We start from the raw sequence: 19,017 nt of genomic DNA on the forward strand, positions 1-19,017 counted from the left end.
CCGCCGACGCACATTTGGCAACGCCAACGGCGCGGCCGCATACAGCGAAGGAAACGAGCATGTACATCGCCATGAACCGGTTCAAAGTCCTCAAGGGCTCGGAAAAGGACTTCGAGAACGTATGGCTGAGCCGCGATACGCATCTCAACGAGGTGCCGGGCTTCGTCGAGTTCCACTTGCTGAAGGGCCCCGAGCGCGAGGACCACGTGCTCTACTCCTCGCACACCGTCTGGCGCGCTTACGAGGACTTCGAGGCCTGGACCAAGTCCGAGCAGTTCCGCAAAGCGCACGCTGGTGCCGGTGGCAACAAGCCGCTCTATCTCGGCCATCCCGAGTTCGAGGGCTTCTCGGTGCTGCAGGAGATCAAGGCTGACGGATCGCGTCCCGTCGCCGCCGAGTGAGATAAGCGAGCCATGAGCGACGTCATCGACGAGCGTCCTTCGCTCGCTCAGCGCGCCGCATCGAGTCCGGGCGATCTGTTGGAGCAGATCGCCCGCGAGTACTCCGTGAGCACGCTCGATGTGGTGCGGCACCTGCCCGCCGATCAGGCGACTGTCGTGCAGGGCGAAGCCTTCGCCGACATCATGCAGGACATCACCACGTGGGGTGAGATCCTGTTCCTGATCCACAACCAGGACATCGTGCTCGAATGCTCGGGCACGTTGCCACCGGGAACCTTCGCGCATGGATACTTCAACATCCATGGCGGCAGTCCCATCGGCGGGCACATCAAGGCTGACAACTGCAAGGCGATCGCCTTCGTGGTGCGCGGCCTGAAGCGCGTCGGCATGTCGGTGCAGTTCTACAATGCTGCCGGCGAGGCGGTGTTCAAGATCTTCGTCCGCCGAGATGCGAACCGCGAGCTGATCCCCGAACAGGTCAAGATGTTCGAGGCGCTGCGACAGCGCTACGTTGCCAGCTGACGCTTCCTCCCCCTATCCACGAAAGCGATCCTCAGCTATGGGCTGGCCATGAGCCAGCCCATTCTGCTTGTCGCCGCCGCAGCCCTCGTCGACGTTGATAATCGCGTCCTTCTCGCGCGCCGCCCGCCCGGTCGCTCGATGGCGGGGCTGTGGGAGTTTCCCGGCGGCAAGGTCGAAGCGGGAGAGTCGCCCGAGAACGCCCTACGCCGTGAGCTTCAAGAGGAACTGGGCATCGACGTGTGCCCCACCTGCTTGCACCCGCTCACCTTCGCGAGCCACGCGTATGAGAAGTTCCACCTTTTGATGCCGCTCTACCTCTGTCGGCAATGGGACGGCGTTGTCACCGCGCGCGAAGGTCAGGAGCTGGCCTGGGTCCGCGCCATGCGCCTTACCGACTACCCGATGCCGCCCGCGGACGAGCCTCTGATCGCGCCGCTGCGCGACCTGCTCGGCTGAAATTCCCCGGACCCTGCGCCGCCGCGCTACTCCTTCAGCTTCGTCTCTTTGACGCCGAGCGCGTCCGCCAACCGCGTCTGCGCCGACCCCGGCCGCAGCGGCTTGGGCTGGCTCTCATCCGGCGCCCACGCCGTCAGCGTCAGGATCTCGTACGTTGCCGGCACGCGCCCATCGGCAGCGGCGAAGCGCTCCGCATAGATTTCCGCCGCCCGCAGTAGCAGCCCGCGCGTCACCGGCACGCGCCCACGCGCACTCAGCATGTTGCTGCCGCCCATGGCCTTGACCTCGCGCATCAGCGCCAGCGGATCGGCATAGGTCACCTTCACCGTATCGGAGTCGACGACGGGCAGAGCAAACCCCGCACGCTGCAACAGCGAGCCCATGTCGCGTACGTCCGCGAACGGGGCGACACGCGGCGAAGCTCCGCCAGTCAGCTCCGCCTCAGCCGCGAGCCAGGCTTCGCGCAGCTCTCTCAGCGTCGCGCCGCCCAGAAGCGCCCCGAGGAACAGCCCATCCGGCTTCAGCGCCCGTCGCATCTGTACGAGAGCCCCTGGCAAGTCGTTGACCAGCTGCAGCGAAAGCCCCGAAACGACGAGATCGAGCGAGGCATCTCCAAACGGCAGCGCCTCCTCGTCGGCAACGACGCGCAGGCCCGGGCAACGTGTCAGCAGCTCCGGCGTCGCATCGACATCGATGATGGTCTCGACCCCGGCAATCCCCGCAATCGCACGCGACACCAATCCATGATGCGCGCCTATATTGGCAGCTAGCGGAAACGTCCGGCGGACGATTGCCAGCCGCTCAGCCAGATCGTCCGCGACGCGCGCCAGCAGAAAATCGTAATCCTGCGCCAGGGCGGCCACGCGCTGACGCCGCTGCGCCAGCAGCGCGCGGTCGAAAATCCGGTGCGGGGTGTCTTCAGCGGACAAGGGGGCCTTCTTCGCTGCTGGCTCGCGGTCGATCCGAATGGGCGCTAACATGCGTCCTGGGCGGCCACTTGGCCAGTCCGGCCAGCTAGTCCACCGGGCGACGGGACCACCGGGTACATGCATACGCAGAGCAGGGGATCGGCAACTTTAGCGCGCGCGGCAGCCGCGATTGCCGACTTTCTCATCCCGCCGACTTGCCTGGCTTGCCATCGTCCCCTCTCGACGCACAATGCCGTCTGCGCCGGCTGCTGGTCGAAGATCGACTTCATCCGCGCCCCGCTGTGCGATCGCCTCGGCCTGCCCATGCCGTTTGATGTCGGCGGCCCGATGATTTCAGCCGCAGCCGAAGCCGATCCGCCGATCTACGATCGCGCCCGCGCCGTGGCCCGCTTCGACGGGGTCATGCGCGACCTCGTGCACGACCTGAAGTTCCGCGATCGCCACGATGCCCGCCGCCTTTTTGGCCGCTGGCTTGCGGAAGCGGGCGCCGAGCTGCTCGCCGACGCCCAATTGGTCATCCCGGTCCCGCTGACGCGCACGCGCCTCATCTCGCGACGGTTCAATCAGTCGGCAATTCTCGCCCAGGAAATCGCGCGGATTACGGGACGGCGCTATGAGCCGATGGCGCTTCTGCGCGCGCGCCGCACCCCGCCCCAAGTCGGCCTCACCCGCGCCCAGCGGAAGGAGAATGTCGCAGGGGCTTTCGCCGTGCCTGACGCCATGCATGCGGCGGTCGCCGGGGCCAAGATCGTCCTCGTTGACGATGTCGTCACCACCGGCGCCACTGTGAGCGCATGTGCCCGCACGCTCAAGGCCGCAGGAGCTGTGCGCGTTGATATTCTGGCGCTGGCGATGGTTACCGATGCTGCCTTCGTCTCGCCTTGAACCGCGCCGTGAATAATGGGAGCGGGCGAGTCGCCGCCCTTTGCGCGCACACGGCAAAAGCTCTACATTGAAGGTGTGCTGCCGTTGTCCAATCCGGCGGTCGCGGGAAAGGGGATGCTGCGAAATTCCATGGCCAAGGTCATCGTCTACACCACCCGGTTCTGCCCCTATTGCCATATGGCCAAAGAGCTTCTGCGCAAGAAGGGCGTCACTGCCTTCGAGGAAATTGACGTCAGCCAGCGCGAACTGCGCGCCGAGATGACCGCTAAGGCTGGCGGCCGGTACACTGTGCCGCAGATATGGATCGGCGATTGCCATGTAGGGGGCTGCGACGATCTTTACGCCCTCGACCGCGAGGGCAAACTCGACGGGCTGCTCACGACGTAAGTGCAGCTACGCGACGCCCGTTCAGATCCCACGAAGGCTGGGCGCAAGAAGAAAGAAGCAATCGATATGCCGGACGCACCAAAGGCGTTTCGCGTTGGCCTCGTGCAGATGTGCTCGGGCCGCGACGTCAAAAAGAACATCGCCGCTGCAACCGCACTCATCCGGGAGGCGGCCGCGGGCGGCGCCGAGTACATCCAGACCCCCGAGATGACCAACATCATGGAGCTGGACCGCGAGCGTCTGCTGCCGGCGCTGCGCGCGGAAGGCGACGATCCGGGGCTGACGCAGCTTCGCTTTCTTGCGCGCGAGCTGGGTGTCTGGCTGCACATCGGTTCGCTCGCGTTGCTGGGAGAAGCGGGCAAGCCCGTCAACCGCTCGCTGCTCATCTCGCCGGCCGGCGCCATCGTCGCCCGCTACGACAAGATTCATATGTTCGACGTGGATCTCGGCAACGGCGAATCCTACAAGGAAAGCGCCAACTACCAGGCCGGACGCGAGGCCGTGATCGCGACCATGCCCTGGGGGCAGCTCGGCATGACCATCTGCTACGACCTGCGCTTTCCGCAATTGCACCGCGCACTCGCCAAAGGCGGCGCCAAGTTCATCGCAGTACCGGCGGCGTTCACCAAGCCGACCGGCATCGCTCACTGGCACACTTTGCTGCGCGCCCGCGCGATCGAATCCCAGTGCTTCGTGTTCGCCGCTGGCCAAGGTGGCATGCATGAGAACGGCCGCGAGACCTTCGGTCATAGCCTCGTGATCTCGCCCTGGGGCGAAGTGCTGGCCGAGGCCGGCGTTCAGCCCTCAGTCACCTTCGCCGATGTTGAATTGCAACGCCTGGATGATGTTCGCCGCCAGGTGCCCTCGCTACGGCATGATCGGCCGTTCGACGTGATATACGCGGGGGAAACGCCTCCAAACGAGGTCGCGTCGTGATCAAATACCGTTTGCACTGCTCTGAAGATCATGAGTTCGAGGCCTGGTTCGCCTCGAGCGGCTCCTATGAGGTTCAGGTCGCCACCGGCCAAGTCTGCTGCCCCGAGTGCGATAGCCGGGACGTCAGCAAGTCCATCATGGCGCCGAACGTCTCGGTACGGTCGCGTGCGCACGACGACGACATGCCCGCGCGCTATCGCAACCTCGTGCGCGAGGTCGCCAAGGCCATCGTCGCTGGCACCGAGGACGTAGGCGATCGCTTTCCCGAGGAAGCCCGCAAGATCCACTATCGCGAGGTCGAGCAGCGTGCCATCCGCGGCGTCGCATCGCCGGACGAGGCGCGCTCCCTCGTTGAGGAAGGGGTGGAGATCATGGCTCTTCCACGTCTGCCGGAAGAAGCCAACTAGATCCAGCTCGCCAGCGCCCCCCACTGAAGCACGGCCCGTCACTCCTGGGCCAGGACGACGACCGTAAACAAAACCGCCGACCGCACGTCTTCCGTGCGAAACTTTGGCTCACTGTTGTCCGGCGAGACCCACGCATAGTTGTGGCTGTCGTGGCTCCAGATACCGTGCACGTGGCCTGCGCGATCGATGATTACGCCACCGTCCGCGTCATATGCAAAAGAATAGCCGCGCGCCTTGAGCACCTCGTTCTTCTCGAGGAGGCTAAACAGCTCGCGGTTGTGCGCTTCAGGCATTTGCTTCCCCCGCTTGGCTCTCTTGTCCCGGCCGCCCGCGCGCCACTTCAGGCAGCTTCGGGCTGCATCTGCCTCCCCAGCAGATGCAGTCGGAGAGTTGAGCGAAACAAACGCAATTTCAATAATTCGCGCCAGTGATCGTTAGCAAAGCGATAATATCTGTTAAGCAGAGATTTTCTTGGTCCATGTAATTCAAGCCCCGTTATTCAGATTTCATTAGCCATATCGGCGGGGCAGACGCCTGCGGATGTCACAAGTCCTTCATCTGGCGGGGGTAAGGCCTGACCTCTAGCCAAAATAGGGGGAATGCCCGATGCAGCGGATATTCTGCACAGCCTTGGCGCTTGGCGCGCTGGCAACGACAGCGCTTGGCCAGACCATCTACCCCATCGACCGCGCAGAGCTTCTCGCCGGCGCGCGCTTCGACCTGAAGGTTGAGTTCCCGGCAGTCCCCAAGGCCGCGGACGGAGTGGAGCCAGCTCCATCCGAAGTCCGCGTGACGATCAACGGCGAAGACGCCGGCAAATTCCTCGGCCGCGACCCGCTCATCGATCGGGACGAAGACCGCCTCGGTCAAACGGCCTATTGGCTGCGCAGCGTGAGCCTTCCCAAGGCCGGGCACTATGTCGTCGAGGCTTCGGACGGAACCAACCGCTCCAAGGTCGAGTGGGATGCATATGACACCCCCGAAGGCCGCCTCGCCAAGAATGTCATCCTGCTCATCGGCGACGGCATGTCGATGGCTCACCGCACCGCCGCTCGCATGCTCTCGAAGGGCATGCGCCAGGGGCGCTACGGTGGTGAACTCGCCATGGACGACATGCCCTCGATGGCGCTCATCTCGACGTCGGGCATGGATTCGATCGTTACCGACAGCGCCAACGCTGCCAGCGCCTACGCAACCGGACACAAATCCTGCGTGAAAGCTCTCGGCGTCTATTGCGCGCGCAATCGCAGCGCGCTCGGGCACCCGAACGTGGAGACCATCGCTGAGCTGGCAAAGCGCAAACTGGGCCTCGCAATCGGCGTCGTCACCGACACCGAAATCGAGGACGCAACCCCGGCCGCCATGGTGGCGCACACGCGCCTGCGCACCGACTACGATAACATCGTGCGCATGCTCTATTGGCTTCAGCCGGAAGTCGTTCTGGGAGGCGGCAGCCTCAACTTCCGCCCTTCCGGCGAGGCAGGCGGCAAGCGCAAGGATGGCGAGGACTACATCGCCAAGTTCAAGGGTGCCGGGTATCAGTTCGCCGACACTAGGCAGTCACTCGTCGAAGCCGCGAACAACCCGAAAACCACCAAGCTTCTCGGGCTTTTCAACGACAAGAACATCGACGGCGCCCTCGACCGCAAGTTCCTGAAGAAGGGTACGGTTGCGCGCTTTCCCAACCAGCCCGATCTAACCGACGAGATGCGCGCGGCGCTCGAAGTGCTCTCACGCTCCCCCAATGGCTTTTTCCTCATGGTCGAGGCTGGCCGCATCGACAAATACAGCCATTCGCTCGATTGGGAGCGCGCCGTCTACGATACGATAATGTTCGACAACGTGGTCGCGATGGCGAAGGCGTACGCGCAAAAGAAGGGCGACACGCTGGTGATCGTGGTGCCCGACCACGCGCACCCGGTTTCGATCATCGGCACCTACGACGATGCCAAGGGCGAGCAGCTGCGCGACCGTCTTCAAACGTATGCCGACGCCGGCTTCCCGGATTATCCGCCCGCCGACGCCGACGGCTTCCCCGACAAGGTCGATGTCTCGCGCCGCCTCGCATTAGTGTTCGCCGCCTACCCTGACTATTGCGATACCGGCCGCCCTTATCTCGATGGTGAGAACATGCCGGCGATTCAGCGGGAAAGTCAGGCCACTGGAGTGGCCCAGCCGGTCCCGGGCACACAAACGACAACCGGAAGCGCTAAGCCGGCATCGTCCGGCGACAGCGAGGGCCCAGCCGTCGCCAACGAGGTCTATTGCAAGCGCGGATCAGCCCGCCGGATCGGCAACTTGCCAATTACCTCGCGAAACGGCGTCCATGCGGCGGATGATGTGGTGCTGACTGCGATGGGCCCAGGCGCCGACGTCCTCCATGGGCGCCGCGACAATACCTTCGTTTTCCGCGCCATGGCGCGTGCGCTGGGGCTCGGTCGCTGATAGCCGCGACCTATAGAGGCCTTAGCCCATCTCGGCGAAGTAATGGTTCTCGCGTAGGTTGCAGCTTGCTAAGCGCCATTCGATCGGCCGCCTATCGATCGCGTGTACGACGCAATCGAGCAGCATGATTGGTGCCCCCTCCTCAACCTGGAGTAACTTAGCGATCTCGCCTCTGGCGGAGGCCGCCCTGACAACCTCCTCGGCACGTCCCAATAACACTCCGTAATGGTGTGCGAGTACGACGATGCTTGGAGAGGCATCCTTTTCCTTTTCCAGCCCGGGGAAAAAGGCTTGTGGGACCACGGATTCCTCCACCATCAACGGCGTCCCGTTGTGGGCCCTAATCCGGTGAATTCGATAGATTGGTTCCCCGGTCCTCAACTGGAGGTGGTGTGCTTCGCTTTCATTGGCTGCAGCCAGCACGATTGTGCTGCTCGCAATATCGCCATTAATGCGAATTCCGTTTGGATCGCGGATGTTGCAAAAACGAACGGCGTGCTCGTTCGATGTTTGGTCGATGACGAAGGTGCCGCGACCCTGGCGGCGAGAAATAAGCCGCTCATGCTCCATTTCGTCGAGTGCTTTCCGCACCGTGCCGACGCTTATTCCAAGTTCTCTGGAAAGCTCAATTTCATTTGGGATTGCGGCGCCCGGCTTCCAAGCGCCGGCAGCAATGCGCTGGACCAACATATCTTTGACTTGAAGATAAAGTGGTCGAGTTGAAAATCTTCCCACCACTGTCATGGAAGCCCTCGCTTTACGGCCTCGCAAGCGCATGAAAACCGATGCCACGCATTCGCAAAAAACGGCCCCAGCCCCGCAAAAACCTTTGCACTACATAGGATGCATGCGTTGCTTTCCTGTAAACGATCAATACTGCGTACAAGAGCACAATTACCGTATTCACTATAGCACGAACATTCTGCTTTGGCTCTAAACTTGTCCACCCTTATTTCATTAGTGATCTTCATAGTGATGATCTGCGTCTTTGGATCGATCCGAAATTACAAAGTTTTCTCCGAATGTAACGCGGCAATGCTCGCGCACGTAATAACTGGCCACGGATCGCGCCCCCCTCGCAAGCCTCCGGGTCAGATCGCCCCGCCAGGTTCTCCCTCCCCCCTGGCGGGGCGCCATTCCACGGGCGGTATGCCCAGCGACTGCCGCCCCTGCGATGCTATGCGCCGGGTTAGATCTTGCGGTGCACCCCCCTGACGGTCCAAACATCCCTCGCGCGTCGCTCGCCGGCGCGCCGTGCATATCGAGGGAGCCTTTGCAGATGATCGAACTGGCGACGGTGCAGTCGGGCGCGACCGGCCAATCGGCTGATCGGGAATTGCGTCATGATTGGTCGCGCGAAGAAGCCCAGGCTCTCTACGACGCTCCCTTCAATGATCTCCTGTTCCGCGCCCAGTGCGTGCACCGGCGCCACTTCGACGCCAACGCCATCCAGCGCAGCCGGCTTCTGTCCATCAAGACCGGCGGGTGCGCCGAGGATTGCGGCTACTGCAGCCAGTCCGCCCATCACGCGTCCGGGCTAAAAGCCAGCAAGCTGATGCAGGTGGAGAAAGTTTTGACCGAGGCCCGCAAGGCTAAGGAGCAGGGTGCGACACGCTATTGCATGGGCGCCGCCTGGCGCTCGCCCAAGGGCCGCGACATGGACGTGCTCTGCGCCATGGTCGAAGGCGTCAAGTCCATGGGCATGGAAACGTGCATGACACTCGGCATGCTGTCCGATGATGATGTCGGCAAGCTGAAGCACGCCGGCCTCGACTACTACAATCACAACATCGATACGTCCGAGCGCTACTACGACAAGGTCATCTCGACGCGCACGTTTGCTGATCGATTGGAAACCTTGTCGCGCGTTCGCGAAGCCGGCATCAAGGTCTGCTGCGGTGGCATCGTCGGCATGGGTGAGGAACCGGAAGATCGCGTCGACATGCTCGTCACGCTGGCCAATCTGCCTGAGCATCCCGAGAGCGTGCCGATCAACATGCTCGTCCCGATCCCGGGAACGCCGCTCGCCGAAACCGAGAAGATCGACGGCATCTCATTCGTGCGGACGATTGCCCTCGCCCGCATCATGATGCCGAAATCGTTCGTGCGCCTCTCCGCTGGACGCACGGAGATGAGTGATGAAACACAGGCGCTGTGCTTTTTGGCCGGAGCCAACTCCATTTTCGTTGGTGACACGCTGCTGACGGCGGACAACCCCGGTGAGGACGCCGACAGCGTTCTCTTCGACAAGCTCGGTTTGAAGCCCCTCGAGCTCGAAACGGGCTCGTGTGAGCGGGACGATGTACAAGAATCATGAGCGAGCCCTCGAGGCACTGACGCGTCGCGGCCGCCGCCGCGCCCTGACCGCGCGAACGGGCCTCGACTTCTCCTCCAACGACTACCTGGGCCTTGCCCAGTCGCCTGAACTCAAGCAGGCGGCGCGTGCAGCCATCGATCGCGATGTCGCAATCGGCTCGGGTGGCTCGCGCCTGCTGCGTGGCAACGACCGCGAGCACGAAGCACTGGAATCCGAGGCCGCTGCCTTCTTCGGCGCCGAGAGCGCGCTGTTTTTCGCCGGCGGGTTCCTCGCCAATGTCGCGCTTTTCTCGACGCTGCCGCAACGCGGCGATCTCGTTGTCCACGACGCCCTCATTCACGCCTCTGTCCACGATGGGCTGCGCATGGGGAAGGCGGAGCGCGCAGAGGCGAGGCACAACGACCCGCAGGCTTTCGAGGACGCCATCGCCGACTGGCGCGCTGCCGGCGGCACCGGTACGCCGTGGATCGCCGTCGAAAGCCTCTACAGCATGGACGGCGACCGCGCGCCTCTGGATGACCTCGCCGCGATCGCCCGCAAACACGACGGCGTCCTGGTCATCGACGAGGCGCACGCAACCGGCGTGCTGGGATCCATGGGACGAGGCCTGGGCGCCCATCTCGAAGGTCAGCCCAACGTCGTTGCCCTCCACACGTGCGGCAAAGCACTCGGCGCTATGGGCGCGCTCGTCACAGGCCCGCAAGTACTGTGCGATTTTCTCGTCAACCGCTCGCGGCCATTTATCTACGCGACAGCGCCTTCTCCGCTCATCGCCGCCATCGTCCGCGCCGCGCTGTTGATCTGTCGCTTCGATAGTCCGCGCCGCGAGAAGCTGGCTGCACTCGTCGCCTTTACCGGGGCCCAGCTGTCGCAGCAATGCGGCATCGAGCCATCGGGCACGCATATCCAACCCGTCATCGTTGGCGCTGACGAACGCGCAACGCGCCTTGCTGCCGCGATGCAGGAGCGCGGCTACGACATCCGCGCCGTGCGCCCTCCAACAGTGCCCGAGGGCACCGCACGGTTGCGTATCTCCCTCACCCTCAACGTTGACGAGGTGCAAGTCGGCGCCATGGTCGCCGCCCTTGCCGAGGAGCTGAAAAGGCTCGACGCATGAACCCGGTTATCGTCGTCACCGGAACCGATACCGACGTTGGCAAGACCGTGTTTGCGGCAGCGCTCGTCTCCGCTCTCAGCGGTTACTACTGGAAGCCCGTGCAGGCGGGCCGCGCACCCGAAGCCGACGCAGATACCGTGCGCCGCCTCGCCGGCATCGCGGACGATCGGGTCTTGCCGAGCGCCTACGACCTGACGACTCCAGCATCGCCGCATCTGGCGGCCGAGCGCGACGGCATCGAGATCGACCTTGCACGGCTCAGGACGGTGCCCTGCCTCGATGCCCCGCTCATTATCGAAGGCGCTGGCGGCCTCATGGTTCCCCTCACCCGGCAGCATCTGCAAGTCGATCTCTTCGCCGCCTGGAGCCTGCCGGTCGTCCTTGTTGCCGCAACGCGTCTAGGCACCATCAATCACTCGCTGCTTTCCGTCGAAGCACTGCGCCGCCGCGGGATCCCGCTGCTCGGTATAGTCTTCACCGGCGAGGAGAACGCCGATACCGAGCGCACCATTCCGGCGATGGCAGGCGCGCGTCGGCTCGGCCGCCTGCCGCATCAAGATCCGCTCGACGCCGCAACGCTGCGGTCAGCATTTGCTGCCAATTTCGACATCGCCGATTTCCTCGCCGCGGTGCGCCGATGACCTCCAGCCCTATCTGGCACCCATTCACCCAGCACGGCTTGCAGCCTGAAATGATCCCGGTGCGCAGCGCACGCGGCGCCTGGATCAAAACGCCTGCCGGCGACCTGATCCTCGACGCCATCTCGTCCTGGTGGGTCGTCACCCATGGTCACTGTCACCCGCGCATCGTCGGCGCGATCGAGGAACAGGCGCGGCGCCTCGATCAAGTGATCTTCGCCGGCTTCACGCATGCCCCCGCAGAAATGCTGGCGCGCGGCCTCATCGACATCGCCCCTGAAGGGCTGGCGCACGTCTTCTTTTCCGATAGCGGCTCCACCTCCGTGGAGGTCGCGCTCAAAATGGCGCTCGGCTACTTCCGCAACATCGGTGCACCGCGCCGCCGCATTGTGGCGCTGGAGCATGGCTACCACGGCGACACCATCGGCGGAATGTCGGTAGGCGCTCGAGGCATCTTCAGCGCCGCTTATGAGACGCTGCTGTTCGAGGTGGAGCGCATCCCATTCCCATCGCCGGGCAATGAGCAGGCCACTATCGACGCCTTCGATGCCGCTTGCGCCAACGAACCGACAGCCGCCCTCATCGTCGAGCCGCTCGTGCTGGGTGCCGGCGGCATGCTCGTCTACGACGCACGCGTTCTTCAGGAATTGCAGCGCATCGCCCGCCACCATGGCGCACTATTCATCGCCGACGAGGTTATGACCGGGTGGGGCCGCACCGGCGCCCTGTTCGCCTCCGATAAGGCCGGGGTAACGCCAGATATTCTCTGCCTCGCCAAAGGCATCACCGGAGGCTCTCTGCCGCTGGCCGTCACCCTCTGCACCTCGGACATCTTCGAGGCGCACCGTTCCACCGACCGCAGCAAGACTTTCTTCCATTCCAGTTCGTACACCGCCAACCCGATCGCCTGCGCAGCCGCAGTGGCGAACCTGGAGATTTGGCGCGAGGAGCCCGTCGCCGATAAGATCGCCGCATTGACGATGGCGCAGGAAGAACGGCTAGGCGCCTTGCGCAGCCATTCCGCGTTCTCGGACGCCCGCCAGATTGGCACCATCACCGCGCTAGATCTTAATGTCCCCGATGCCGGCTACCTGGCTTCGGTCGGCCTGCAGCTTATGCAGCACTTCCTCGACCGCGGTGTGCTGCTGCGGCCCCTGGGTAATACCATCTACGTGATGCCGCCCTATTGCATCACGCCGGACGAGCTCGATCTTGTCTATGCCTCCATCGCCGAGGCGCCCGACGTCCTGGCAGGGGAAAGCCCATGACCGCCGCCCGCGGCTCCACCATCCTCGGCTTTGGGCACTATGTGCCAGCCCGACGCGTCCCCAATGCGGAGATAGAGCAGCGCCTTGGCCTAGAGCCCGGCTGGATCCTGCGTCGCACAGGCATTGCCGAGCGGCGCTACGCAGCGCCTGATGAGGCGCTGACCGACATGGCCGTGCCAGCCGCTCAGATGGCGCTCGACGAAGCCGGTATTGCGCGCGAGGAAGTGGCGCTGACGCTCCTTGCGACCAGCACGCCTGATCATCTCCTGCCGCCGTCCGCGCCGCTACTGGCCCATCGCCTCGGCCTTGCAAACTCGGGCGGCATTGACCTTGCCGGCGCCTGCGGTGGCTTCCTCTACGCTTTGACCCTGGCCGACGGTTTCGTGCGCACCCACGGCGAGCCGGTGCTGGTAGTTGCCGCCAACATCCTGTCCCGGCGCATCAACCCGGCCGACCGCGGCAGCAGCATTCTCTTTGCCGATGCTGCCGGCGCCGTCGTGTTGGCTCCCTCCGACAGGGCAGGAACCGGCGTCCTTGGCTGCAAGCTCGCATCCGACGGAAGCGGCTATGGCCTGATCCAGATCCCCGCCGGAGGCAGCCGGCGCCCATTCGCAGCCGACGTGCCGATCGAAGATACGCAGATGATCATCAGCAACGGCCGCGCCGTCTTTTCCCGAGCCGTCGACTTGATGGTTACAGCCTCGCGTGCGGTGCTCGATAAGGCCGGGATCGGTATCGCGGACGTCCACCGGTTCGTCCCCCACCAAGCCAATGGCCGGATCACTGCCGCGGTTACCCAGCAGCTGGCCGTTGCGCCCGAAGCCACCGTCTCGACCATTGCCAGCTTTGGCAACAGCTCGGCGGCAACGATTCCGCTGTCGCTTTCCCTCGCCAACGCGGAGCACCGCTGGGAGCCGGGAACGCGCATCCTCATGTGCGCGGCAGGCGCCGGCCTTACCGGAGCGGCGGTCGCCTACGGCTTGTAACCAAGCTGCGGGGTTCAGCTTCGGTTCATGCGCCGGATGGTTGAGTGTGCTCCGGACGCCAGAGGCAGTCGGAATTCCTGGCGGCGCACTTATACGATTGCGAGACCGGCCATGCCGCAGCCCCTACCCCGCCTCATTCTGGTGAAGGAACTGCTTAACCGGGTGTCGCGTTGTTCACAGCGAAAGAACGTGCCAGTTTATCACGATAGCGGTTCAAACATCCCTCTAGTGGCCGGGTGACCAAAAACATGCCGAAGAGCGTTGCCAGCTCGGGTGCACAGCGCGACTTGCGTATCGATTTTTTCCGCGGCCTGGCCCTGATCTTCATCTTCATCGATCACGTGCCCGACAACGTGCTGGCGAAGTTCACCTTGCGGAACTTCGGCTTCGCCGACGCGGCTGAGGTCTTCGTCTTGCTGGCCGGCTTCTCCGCCGTGCTGGCCTACAGCCGCACGTTCGAGGGGCAGGGCTTCAAAGCTGGGTTTGGTCGCGTGTTCGACCGCGTGCGCGATATTTACATCTGGCACCTGGCCTTGATCGTCGTTTGCAGCATCCTGCTGACCTGGGCTGCGCACCAGTTTGGCAACTACTCCTATGTCAAGAACATCGGCATCAACCTCTTCGGTCAGGATCCCACCCGTAGCACGGTCTATGCTGGGCTCCTGGTTTTTCAGCCCAACTCGCTGAACATCCTGCCGCTGTACATCGTACTGATGCTGTTCTGGCTGCCCTTCGTGCTGTGGCTGCTACCGCGCAATCCGTGGCAGGCGCTGGTGCTCTCGGTCGGCCTGTGGGCGGCCGCCAATCTGCTGTCGGCGAACTTGCCGAGCATGCAGCACCCCAAGGGTTGGGTGTTCAATCCGCTTGCTTGGCAGTTGCTGATCACCATCGGCGCCCTTACCGCACACTTCTACCGCAAGGGAGAAATACCTTTCTCGCGTTCGCTGATGTGGCTCGCTGTCGGCTATTTGGGCTTCGCGTTCCTGTACGCTGCTCCCTGGACCCAAATTCCGGGTTTGGAAAAAGCGCGACTCTTTTCCCCCGATATGCTGGGCAACATCGATAAAACGTATGCTTCCCCGTGGCGTGTTCTTAACGTCGTGGCTCTGGGATACCTGGCTCTCTTCTTACTCTCGCCGCAAAGTCAATGGCTTAGTCGGACCTTGGCCAGGGGCGTTGGGCACTGCGGCCGGCATTCCCTAGAGATCTTCGGCGTTGGCACGGTGCTGTCTTTCGTCGGTTGGATTGCATTGGTTGAATCCGGTTACGGACTCGCACTACAGATCCTGGTAAACGTCGTCGGCATTGCAATCTTGTTGGGGATGGCATGGGGTCTGTCGAAGCGCGGGCGTGGCATGGACTGGGGTTGGGCTCAGCCGGCACGGAGACTGTTCGGAGAGCGTCGACCTGGGCTTGCGCAATTGCCGGCCTGATCGGCATCGTTTCACCCCTCCCCGCCGAGGCCGCGCAACGCTGCCAAGCCCCGGCGGATTTAGTGCGCTTCGATGCGCCCTTACCCAGGTTTTCGGCTGCCCTCGCATCGGGGCAACCAGTTCGCATCGTCGCCCTCGGCTCTTCCAGCACGCAGGGCATAGGCGCTTCCAGCCCTACGACGTCTTACCCCGTCCGACTGCAGGCTGAGCTGCAGCAGCGCTTCCCCAAGAGCAAGATCACAGTTGAGAACCTCGGCGTCGGCGGCCAGCTCGCCACCGATATGATTCCGCGCATTCGCCAGCAGGTTATCCCGCGCAAGCCGGCGCTCGTCATCTGGCAGACCGGCGTCAACGACGCGCTACGCAAGGTGAAGGTCGAGGGCTTCCGAGAGACCGTGCTGACTGGCATCGACGAGATGCGCCGTGCCGGCATCGATGTGGTCCTGCTCGACATGCAGTACTTTCCGCGCGCCGAAAAGGTGCGCGACTTCCCGCGCTTCCTCGTCGCGATGCGCCAGATCGCCGAGCAGCGCGACATCCCCATCCTGCAGCGCTACGCGATCATGAAGCACCTGGTCACCAGCGCGCAGTACACGCCGCAGCAGTTGCTCGCCAAGGACCTCTTCCACCCGAACGATTTGAGCTACGGCTGCCTCGGACGCATGATGGCCGATGCTCTGCAAGGCGAGTTCACGGACTTCGCCAAGGTGGCGTCCAAGAAGAAGTACCCCGCAGAACCCGCCAAGCAGGCGGGTGCTGTCCCTGCGGCGCTTCCGGTTCACTGAGACGCAGATCCGGATCGGCAGTCGCTTCGCTGACGATTGCCAATCTTCGCCTCTGGCCTACCCTGCTGAAATCAGCTAGCTGACGGGTAGGCAGGATCAGCGCATGACCGGGCTATCGCGAACCCTCGATCACGTCTGCAACCGCTACGACGTCATCGTCGTAGGCTCCGGCTACGGCGGCGGTGTCGCCGCCTCCCGGCTGGCGCGCGCTGGCAAGACGGTGGCCGTCCTGGAGCGTGGCCGCGAAGTTCTCGCGGGCGGCTTTCCCGCCCGCTTCCCCGACCTCAAGAACGAGATGCAGGTTTCCGGCCGCAAGCTGCGCACCGGCCCCTCCTCCGCGCTCTATGATGTGCGCCTGGGCGAGGACATGCACGTGCTGGTGGGCTGCGGTCTCGGCGGCGGCTCGCTCATCAATGCCGGCGTTGCCCTGCGCCCCGACGACCGCGTTTTTGCCGACGATTGCTGGCCCGGCCAGATCGCCCAGGACGGTCTCTTGGAGGAGGGTTTCCGCCGGGCCCGCCTCTGGCTCAATCCGCAGAGCGACCCAAACGCCGGCAACCTCACCAAGTTCAGGACCCTCGAGGCCGCTGGCGCAGCGCTCGGCCACGACATCGTCCGCCCCAACGTCACTGTCAGCTTCGAGGCAGGAACGAACGTGGTCGGCATCGAGCAGCCGGCCTGCACCCGGTGCGGCGATTGCTGTGGCGGGTGCAACGTCGGTGCCAAGAACTCTGTCGCCCTGACCTACCTGCCCGACGCGGTCCGCCACGGCGCCGAGCTCTTCACCCATGCCGGTGTGCGTTACCTCAGCAAGACGAATGAAGGCGAATGGGAGGTGCACGTGCGCCGCCTCGATGGCGCTGGCGGCGACATCAAGCTGCGCGCCGCGATGGTGGTTCTCGCGGCCGGCACGCTCGGCACGACTGAGATCCTGCTGCGTTCGAGGGCCCATGGCCTGGCGCTGTCTGACCGCGTCGGCGAGCGATTTTCCGCCAACGGCGACATCATCGCCTTCGGCTACGGCGCGCGCGATCCGGTCAATGCCGTGGGCATCGGCTACCCGCCCAAGATCGACGGCGTCGAAATCGGCGCAGCGGTCAGCGGTCAGCTCGAGATCGACGATGCGGCAACGCTTGCAAACGAGCTGCGTGTGCAGGAGGGCGTGCTGCCATCTGCCCTCGCGCCGGTCCTCCCCGTCCTCTTCATTCCTAACGGCCGCCTGCTCGGTGCCCTTCAAAGCCTCGTGAACGGCGTCTACAAGGGCCCCTTCGCGAAGCTGCAGACCTTCTTTGCCGTCTCGCACGATAGTGCCTCGGGACGTTTTGTCCTCGACGATGATCGCCTCGCGCTGGTCTGGCCCACCGCGAAAAATGAGCCGGTCTACGCGCGCCTCGACGCCATCTTGTCGGCCGTCGTCAAAGAGGCGGGCGGCAGCTACGTGAAAAATCCGCTCGCTGGCACCGTCATGGGCCATCAACCGGCAACCGCACACCCGCTCGGCGGCGCGGGCATGGGGCGCGAGCGCGCCGACGGCGCCATCAATCACAAGGGGCAGGTGTTCGACGCGGGCGCGGGGCGCGGGGCGACGGACGTGCACACCGGGCTGTACGTCATCGACGGCTCGATGATGCCGCGTTCTCTCGGCGTCAATCCACTCCTCACCATCACCGCACTTGCTGAGCGCACGCTCATGCACATGCAGCAGGAGCTGGGTTTGTCGTTTGACGCCGAGCCGCTGTCGGGCGTGCGCGCGACACCGAAAGACTTGAGCCCGTTTCTCGCCGCGTGAGGGCGGCGCCGGGCTCCTATCGCCCGGCGCTCCAATGTGCGTTCTAAGCTGCAGTCTTCTTGAAGCGGGCAGCCTCTTCCGATCCCTTCGTCGCATCGCCCTTGCTGTAGGAATGCGCGCCGGTTCCAGCAAGCTTGCCCTTATCTACGATGAGATACTCGCTGCGAATGGGCTTGCCGGCGAAGAAATCCTCCAGGATCTCGCGCGTGCCCGCCGCATACCTCGCCTGCGCCGACAGCGACGTGCCGGAGATGTGCGGGGTCATGCCGTGATGCGGCATCTTCCGCCACGGATGATCCTTCGGTGCAGGCTGCGGGAACCACACATCGCCCGCATACCCCGCAAGATGGCCGCTCTCCAATGCCTTCACGACGGCATCGCGGTCGACGATCTTCCCGCGCGCCGTGTTGATGAGATACGCGCCGCGCTTCATCTTGCCGATTAGCTTGGCATCGAACAGGCTTTCAGTCTCCGAATGCAGCGGCGCATTGATTGTCACCACGTCGCACACCTTCACCAGAGACTCGACGTCCTTGTGAAAGGTGAGGCCAAGTTCCTTCTCGACTTCACGCGGCAGCCGGTGCCGGTCGGTGTAGTGCAGCTTGACATCGAACGGGTGCAGTCTCCGTAGCACCGCAAGCCCGATGCGCCCTGCGCCCACAGTGCCGACGTTCATGCCTTCGAGATCGTAGGAGCGTTCGACGCAATCTGCGATGTTCCAGCCGCCTTTCACCACCCACTGGTACGATGGAATGTAGTTGCGTACGAGCGACAGGATCATCATCACCACGTGCTCGGCGACACTGATCGAATTCGAATACGTCACCTCCGCGACGGTGATGCCGTTCTTCATAGCCGCATCGAGATCGACGTGATCGGACCCGATGCCAGCCGTAATGGCGAGCTTCAGCTTCTTCGCCTTCTTCAACCGCTCTTCTGTGAGATACGCAGGCCAGAAGGGCTGCGAGATGACGACGTCGGCATCAGGCAACTCGCGCTCGAACACCGAGTTCGGTCCGTCCTTGTCGGACGTGACGATGAACTCGTGTCCCTGGCTTTCGAGAAACTTCCGCAAGCCGAGCTCGCCCGAAACACTGCCGAGAAGCTGCCCTGGCTTGAAATCGATAGACTTCGGCGTCGGCAGCGTTTGGCCGCCTGGATAATGATCGATCTTCGGGATGTCGTCGCGCGCGTATGTCTTGGGATAGCCGTCGACGGGATCGTCATAGAGAACGCAAAGTACTTTTGCCATGAGTGTATTCCTCCGTGTTCAACTGATCGTGAGGAAACGTCTCGCGCTGGCTGGCCTCTGGCGT

Annotated in this window: 20 protein-coding genes; 16 read left to right on the forward strand and 4 right to left on the reverse strand. The window is 63.6% G+C overall.

Annotated elements, in window-relative coordinates:
• Positions 1-59: 59 nt before the first annotated feature.
• Genes NDB2M4_RS04300 through mutT form a run of 3 tightly spaced genes read left to right on the forward strand, consistent with a single transcriptional unit; the run spans position 60 to position 1,379 of the window.
• Positions 60-401 carry an antibiotic biosynthesis monooxygenase family protein gene (locus NDB2M4_RS04300; RefSeq protein ID WP_072370542.1) on the forward strand — a complete coding sequence of 114 codons (342 nt, stop codon included), beginning with the start codon at positions 60-62 and terminating at the stop codon, positions 399-401.
• 12 nt (positions 402-413) lie between these two features.
• The gene (gene hutX / locus NDB2M4_RS04305; RefSeq protein WP_072370545.1) at positions 414-923 is read left to right on the forward strand and encodes a heme utilization cystosolic carrier protein HutX; all 510 of its coding nucleotides are present in this window, start codon (positions 414-416) and stop codon (positions 921-923) included.
• 48 nt (positions 924-971) lie between these two features.
• On the forward strand, positions 972-1,379 hold the full coding sequence (gene mutT, locus NDB2M4_RS04310; protein WP_072370548.1) for an 8-oxo-dGTP diphosphatase MutT: 408 nt from the start codon (positions 972-974) through the stop codon (positions 1,377-1,379).
• Positions 1,380-1,405: 26 nt separating this feature from the next.
• On the opposite strand, the gene NDB2M4_RS04315 is transcribed toward mutT, so the two are convergent.
• Entirely contained in the window at positions 1,406-2,308 is a 903-nt protein-coding gene (locus tag NDB2M4_RS04315; protein ID WP_244536040.1) for a methyltransferase domain-containing protein, read from the reverse strand.
• 117 nt (positions 2,309-2,425) lie between these two features.
• Between NDB2M4_RS04315 and NDB2M4_RS04320 the strand changes: the two genes are divergently transcribed.
• The 4 genes from NDB2M4_RS04320 to NDB2M4_RS04335 all read left to right on the forward strand — a co-directional run bounded on the left by NDB2M4_RS04320 (position 2,426) and on the right by NDB2M4_RS04335 (position 4,923).
• Positions 2,426-3,193 (forward strand): ComF family protein, encoded by a 768-nt coding sequence (locus NDB2M4_RS04320; RefSeq protein WP_072370552.1) that lies wholly within the window; start codon positions 2,426-2,428, stop codon positions 3,191-3,193.
• Positions 3,194-3,322: 129 nt separating this feature from the next.
• Entirely contained in the window at positions 3,323-3,580 is a 258-nt protein-coding gene (gene grxC, locus NDB2M4_RS04325) for a glutaredoxin 3 (RefSeq protein WP_072371816.1), read from the forward strand.
• 66 nt (positions 3,581-3,646) lie between these two features.
• A complete protein-coding gene (locus NDB2M4_RS04330; protein WP_072371819.1) occupies positions 3,647-4,516 on the forward strand; it encodes a carbon-nitrogen hydrolase family protein in 870 nt (289 codons plus the stop codon).
• Positions 4,513-4,923, forward strand: coding sequence for a DUF1178 family protein (locus NDB2M4_RS04335; RefSeq protein ID WP_072370555.1), 411 nt, complete (start codon positions 4,513-4,515; stop codon positions 4,921-4,923). The genes NDB2M4_RS04330 and NDB2M4_RS04335 overlap by 4 nt, the downstream gene beginning before the upstream one ends.
• A gap of 38 nt (positions 4,924-4,961) precedes the next feature.
• Here NDB2M4_RS04335 and NDB2M4_RS04340 read toward each other — a convergent pair whose 3' ends face one another.
• On the reverse strand, positions 4,962-5,216 hold the full coding sequence (locus tag NDB2M4_RS04340) for a hypothetical protein (RefSeq protein WP_072370558.1): 255 nt from the start codon (positions 5,214-5,216) through the stop codon (positions 4,962-4,964).
• A 313-nt stretch (positions 5,217-5,529) separates the two neighbouring features.
• Between NDB2M4_RS04340 and NDB2M4_RS04345 the strand changes: the two genes are divergently transcribed.
• Positions 5,530-7,368 carry an alkaline phosphatase gene (locus tag NDB2M4_RS04345; RefSeq protein ID WP_072370561.1) on the forward strand — a complete coding sequence of 613 codons (1,839 nt, stop codon included), beginning with the start codon at positions 5,530-5,532 and terminating at the stop codon, positions 7,366-7,368.
• A 21-nt stretch (positions 7,369-7,389) separates the two neighbouring features.
• Here the strand turns inward: NDB2M4_RS04345 and NDB2M4_RS04350 are convergent, their stop codons facing one another.
• Positions 7,390-8,112, reverse strand: a complete 723-nt coding sequence (locus NDB2M4_RS04350; RefSeq protein ID WP_072371822.1) for a GntR family transcriptional regulator — start codon at positions 8,110-8,112, stop codon at positions 7,390-7,392.
• Positions 8,113-8,647: 535 nt separating this feature from the next.
• Between NDB2M4_RS04350 and bioB the strand changes: the two genes are divergently transcribed.
• The 8 genes from bioB (at position 8,648) to NDB2M4_RS04390 (ending at position 17,701) form a co-directional block, all read left to right on the forward strand.
• Positions 8,648-9,685, forward strand: a complete 1,038-nt coding sequence (gene bioB, locus NDB2M4_RS04355; protein ID WP_072370565.1) for a biotin synthase BioB — start codon at positions 8,648-8,650, stop codon at positions 9,683-9,685.
• Positions 9,669-10,802, forward strand: coding sequence for an 8-amino-7-oxononanoate synthase (locus tag NDB2M4_RS04360; protein WP_072370569.1), 1,134 nt, complete (start codon positions 9,669-9,671; stop codon positions 10,800-10,802). Before bioB ends, NDB2M4_RS04360 begins: the two co-directional genes overlap by 17 nt.
• Positions 10,799-11,443: a dethiobiotin synthase gene (gene bioD, locus NDB2M4_RS04365; RefSeq protein WP_072370572.1), complete on the forward strand. Its 645-nt coding sequence runs from the start codon at positions 10,799-10,801 to the stop codon at positions 11,441-11,443. The genes NDB2M4_RS04360 and bioD overlap by 4 nt, the downstream gene beginning before the upstream one ends.
• Complete coding sequence (locus NDB2M4_RS04370; RefSeq protein ID WP_072370574.1) at positions 11,440-12,708, forward strand: adenosylmethionine--8-amino-7-oxononanoate transaminase; 1,269 nt, start codon at positions 11,440-11,442, stop codon at positions 12,706-12,708. The genes bioD and NDB2M4_RS04370 overlap by 4 nt, the downstream gene beginning before the upstream one ends.
• On the forward strand, positions 12,705-13,694 hold the full coding sequence (locus NDB2M4_RS04375) for a beta-ketoacyl-ACP synthase III (RefSeq protein ID WP_072370577.1): 990 nt from the start codon (positions 12,705-12,707) through the stop codon (positions 13,692-13,694). The genes NDB2M4_RS04370 and NDB2M4_RS04375 overlap by 4 nt, the downstream gene beginning before the upstream one ends.
• 248 nt (positions 13,695-13,942) lie before the next feature.
• Positions 13,943-15,127, forward strand: coding sequence for an OpgC family protein (locus tag NDB2M4_RS04380; protein ID WP_139247081.1), 1,185 nt, complete (start codon positions 13,943-13,945; stop codon positions 15,125-15,127).
• A gap of 62 nt (positions 15,128-15,189) precedes the next feature.
• Entirely contained in the window at positions 15,190-15,912 is a 723-nt protein-coding gene (locus tag NDB2M4_RS04385; protein WP_072370581.1) for an SGNH/GDSL hydrolase family protein, read from the forward strand.
• Between the two features lie 103 nt (positions 15,913-16,015).
• A complete protein-coding gene (locus NDB2M4_RS04390) occupies positions 16,016-17,701 on the forward strand; it encodes a GMC family oxidoreductase N-terminal domain-containing protein (RefSeq protein ID WP_072370583.1) in 1,686 nt (561 codons plus the stop codon).
• A 43-nt stretch (positions 17,702-17,744) separates the two neighbouring features.
• On the opposite strand, the gene NDB2M4_RS04395 is transcribed toward NDB2M4_RS04390, so the two are convergent.
• Positions 17,745-18,953 carry an NAD-dependent formate dehydrogenase gene (locus tag NDB2M4_RS04395; protein WP_072370585.1) on the reverse strand — a complete coding sequence of 403 codons (1,209 nt, stop codon included), beginning with the start codon at positions 18,951-18,953 and terminating at the stop codon, positions 17,745-17,747.
• Positions 18,954-19,017: the final 64 nt, after the last annotated feature.

Origin of the sequence: Hyphomicrobium sp. NDB2Meth4, assembly GCF_900117445.1 — a bacterium.
Taxonomy (GTDB): domain Bacteria; phylum Pseudomonadota; class Alphaproteobacteria; order Rhizobiales; family Hyphomicrobiaceae; genus Hyphomicrobium_A.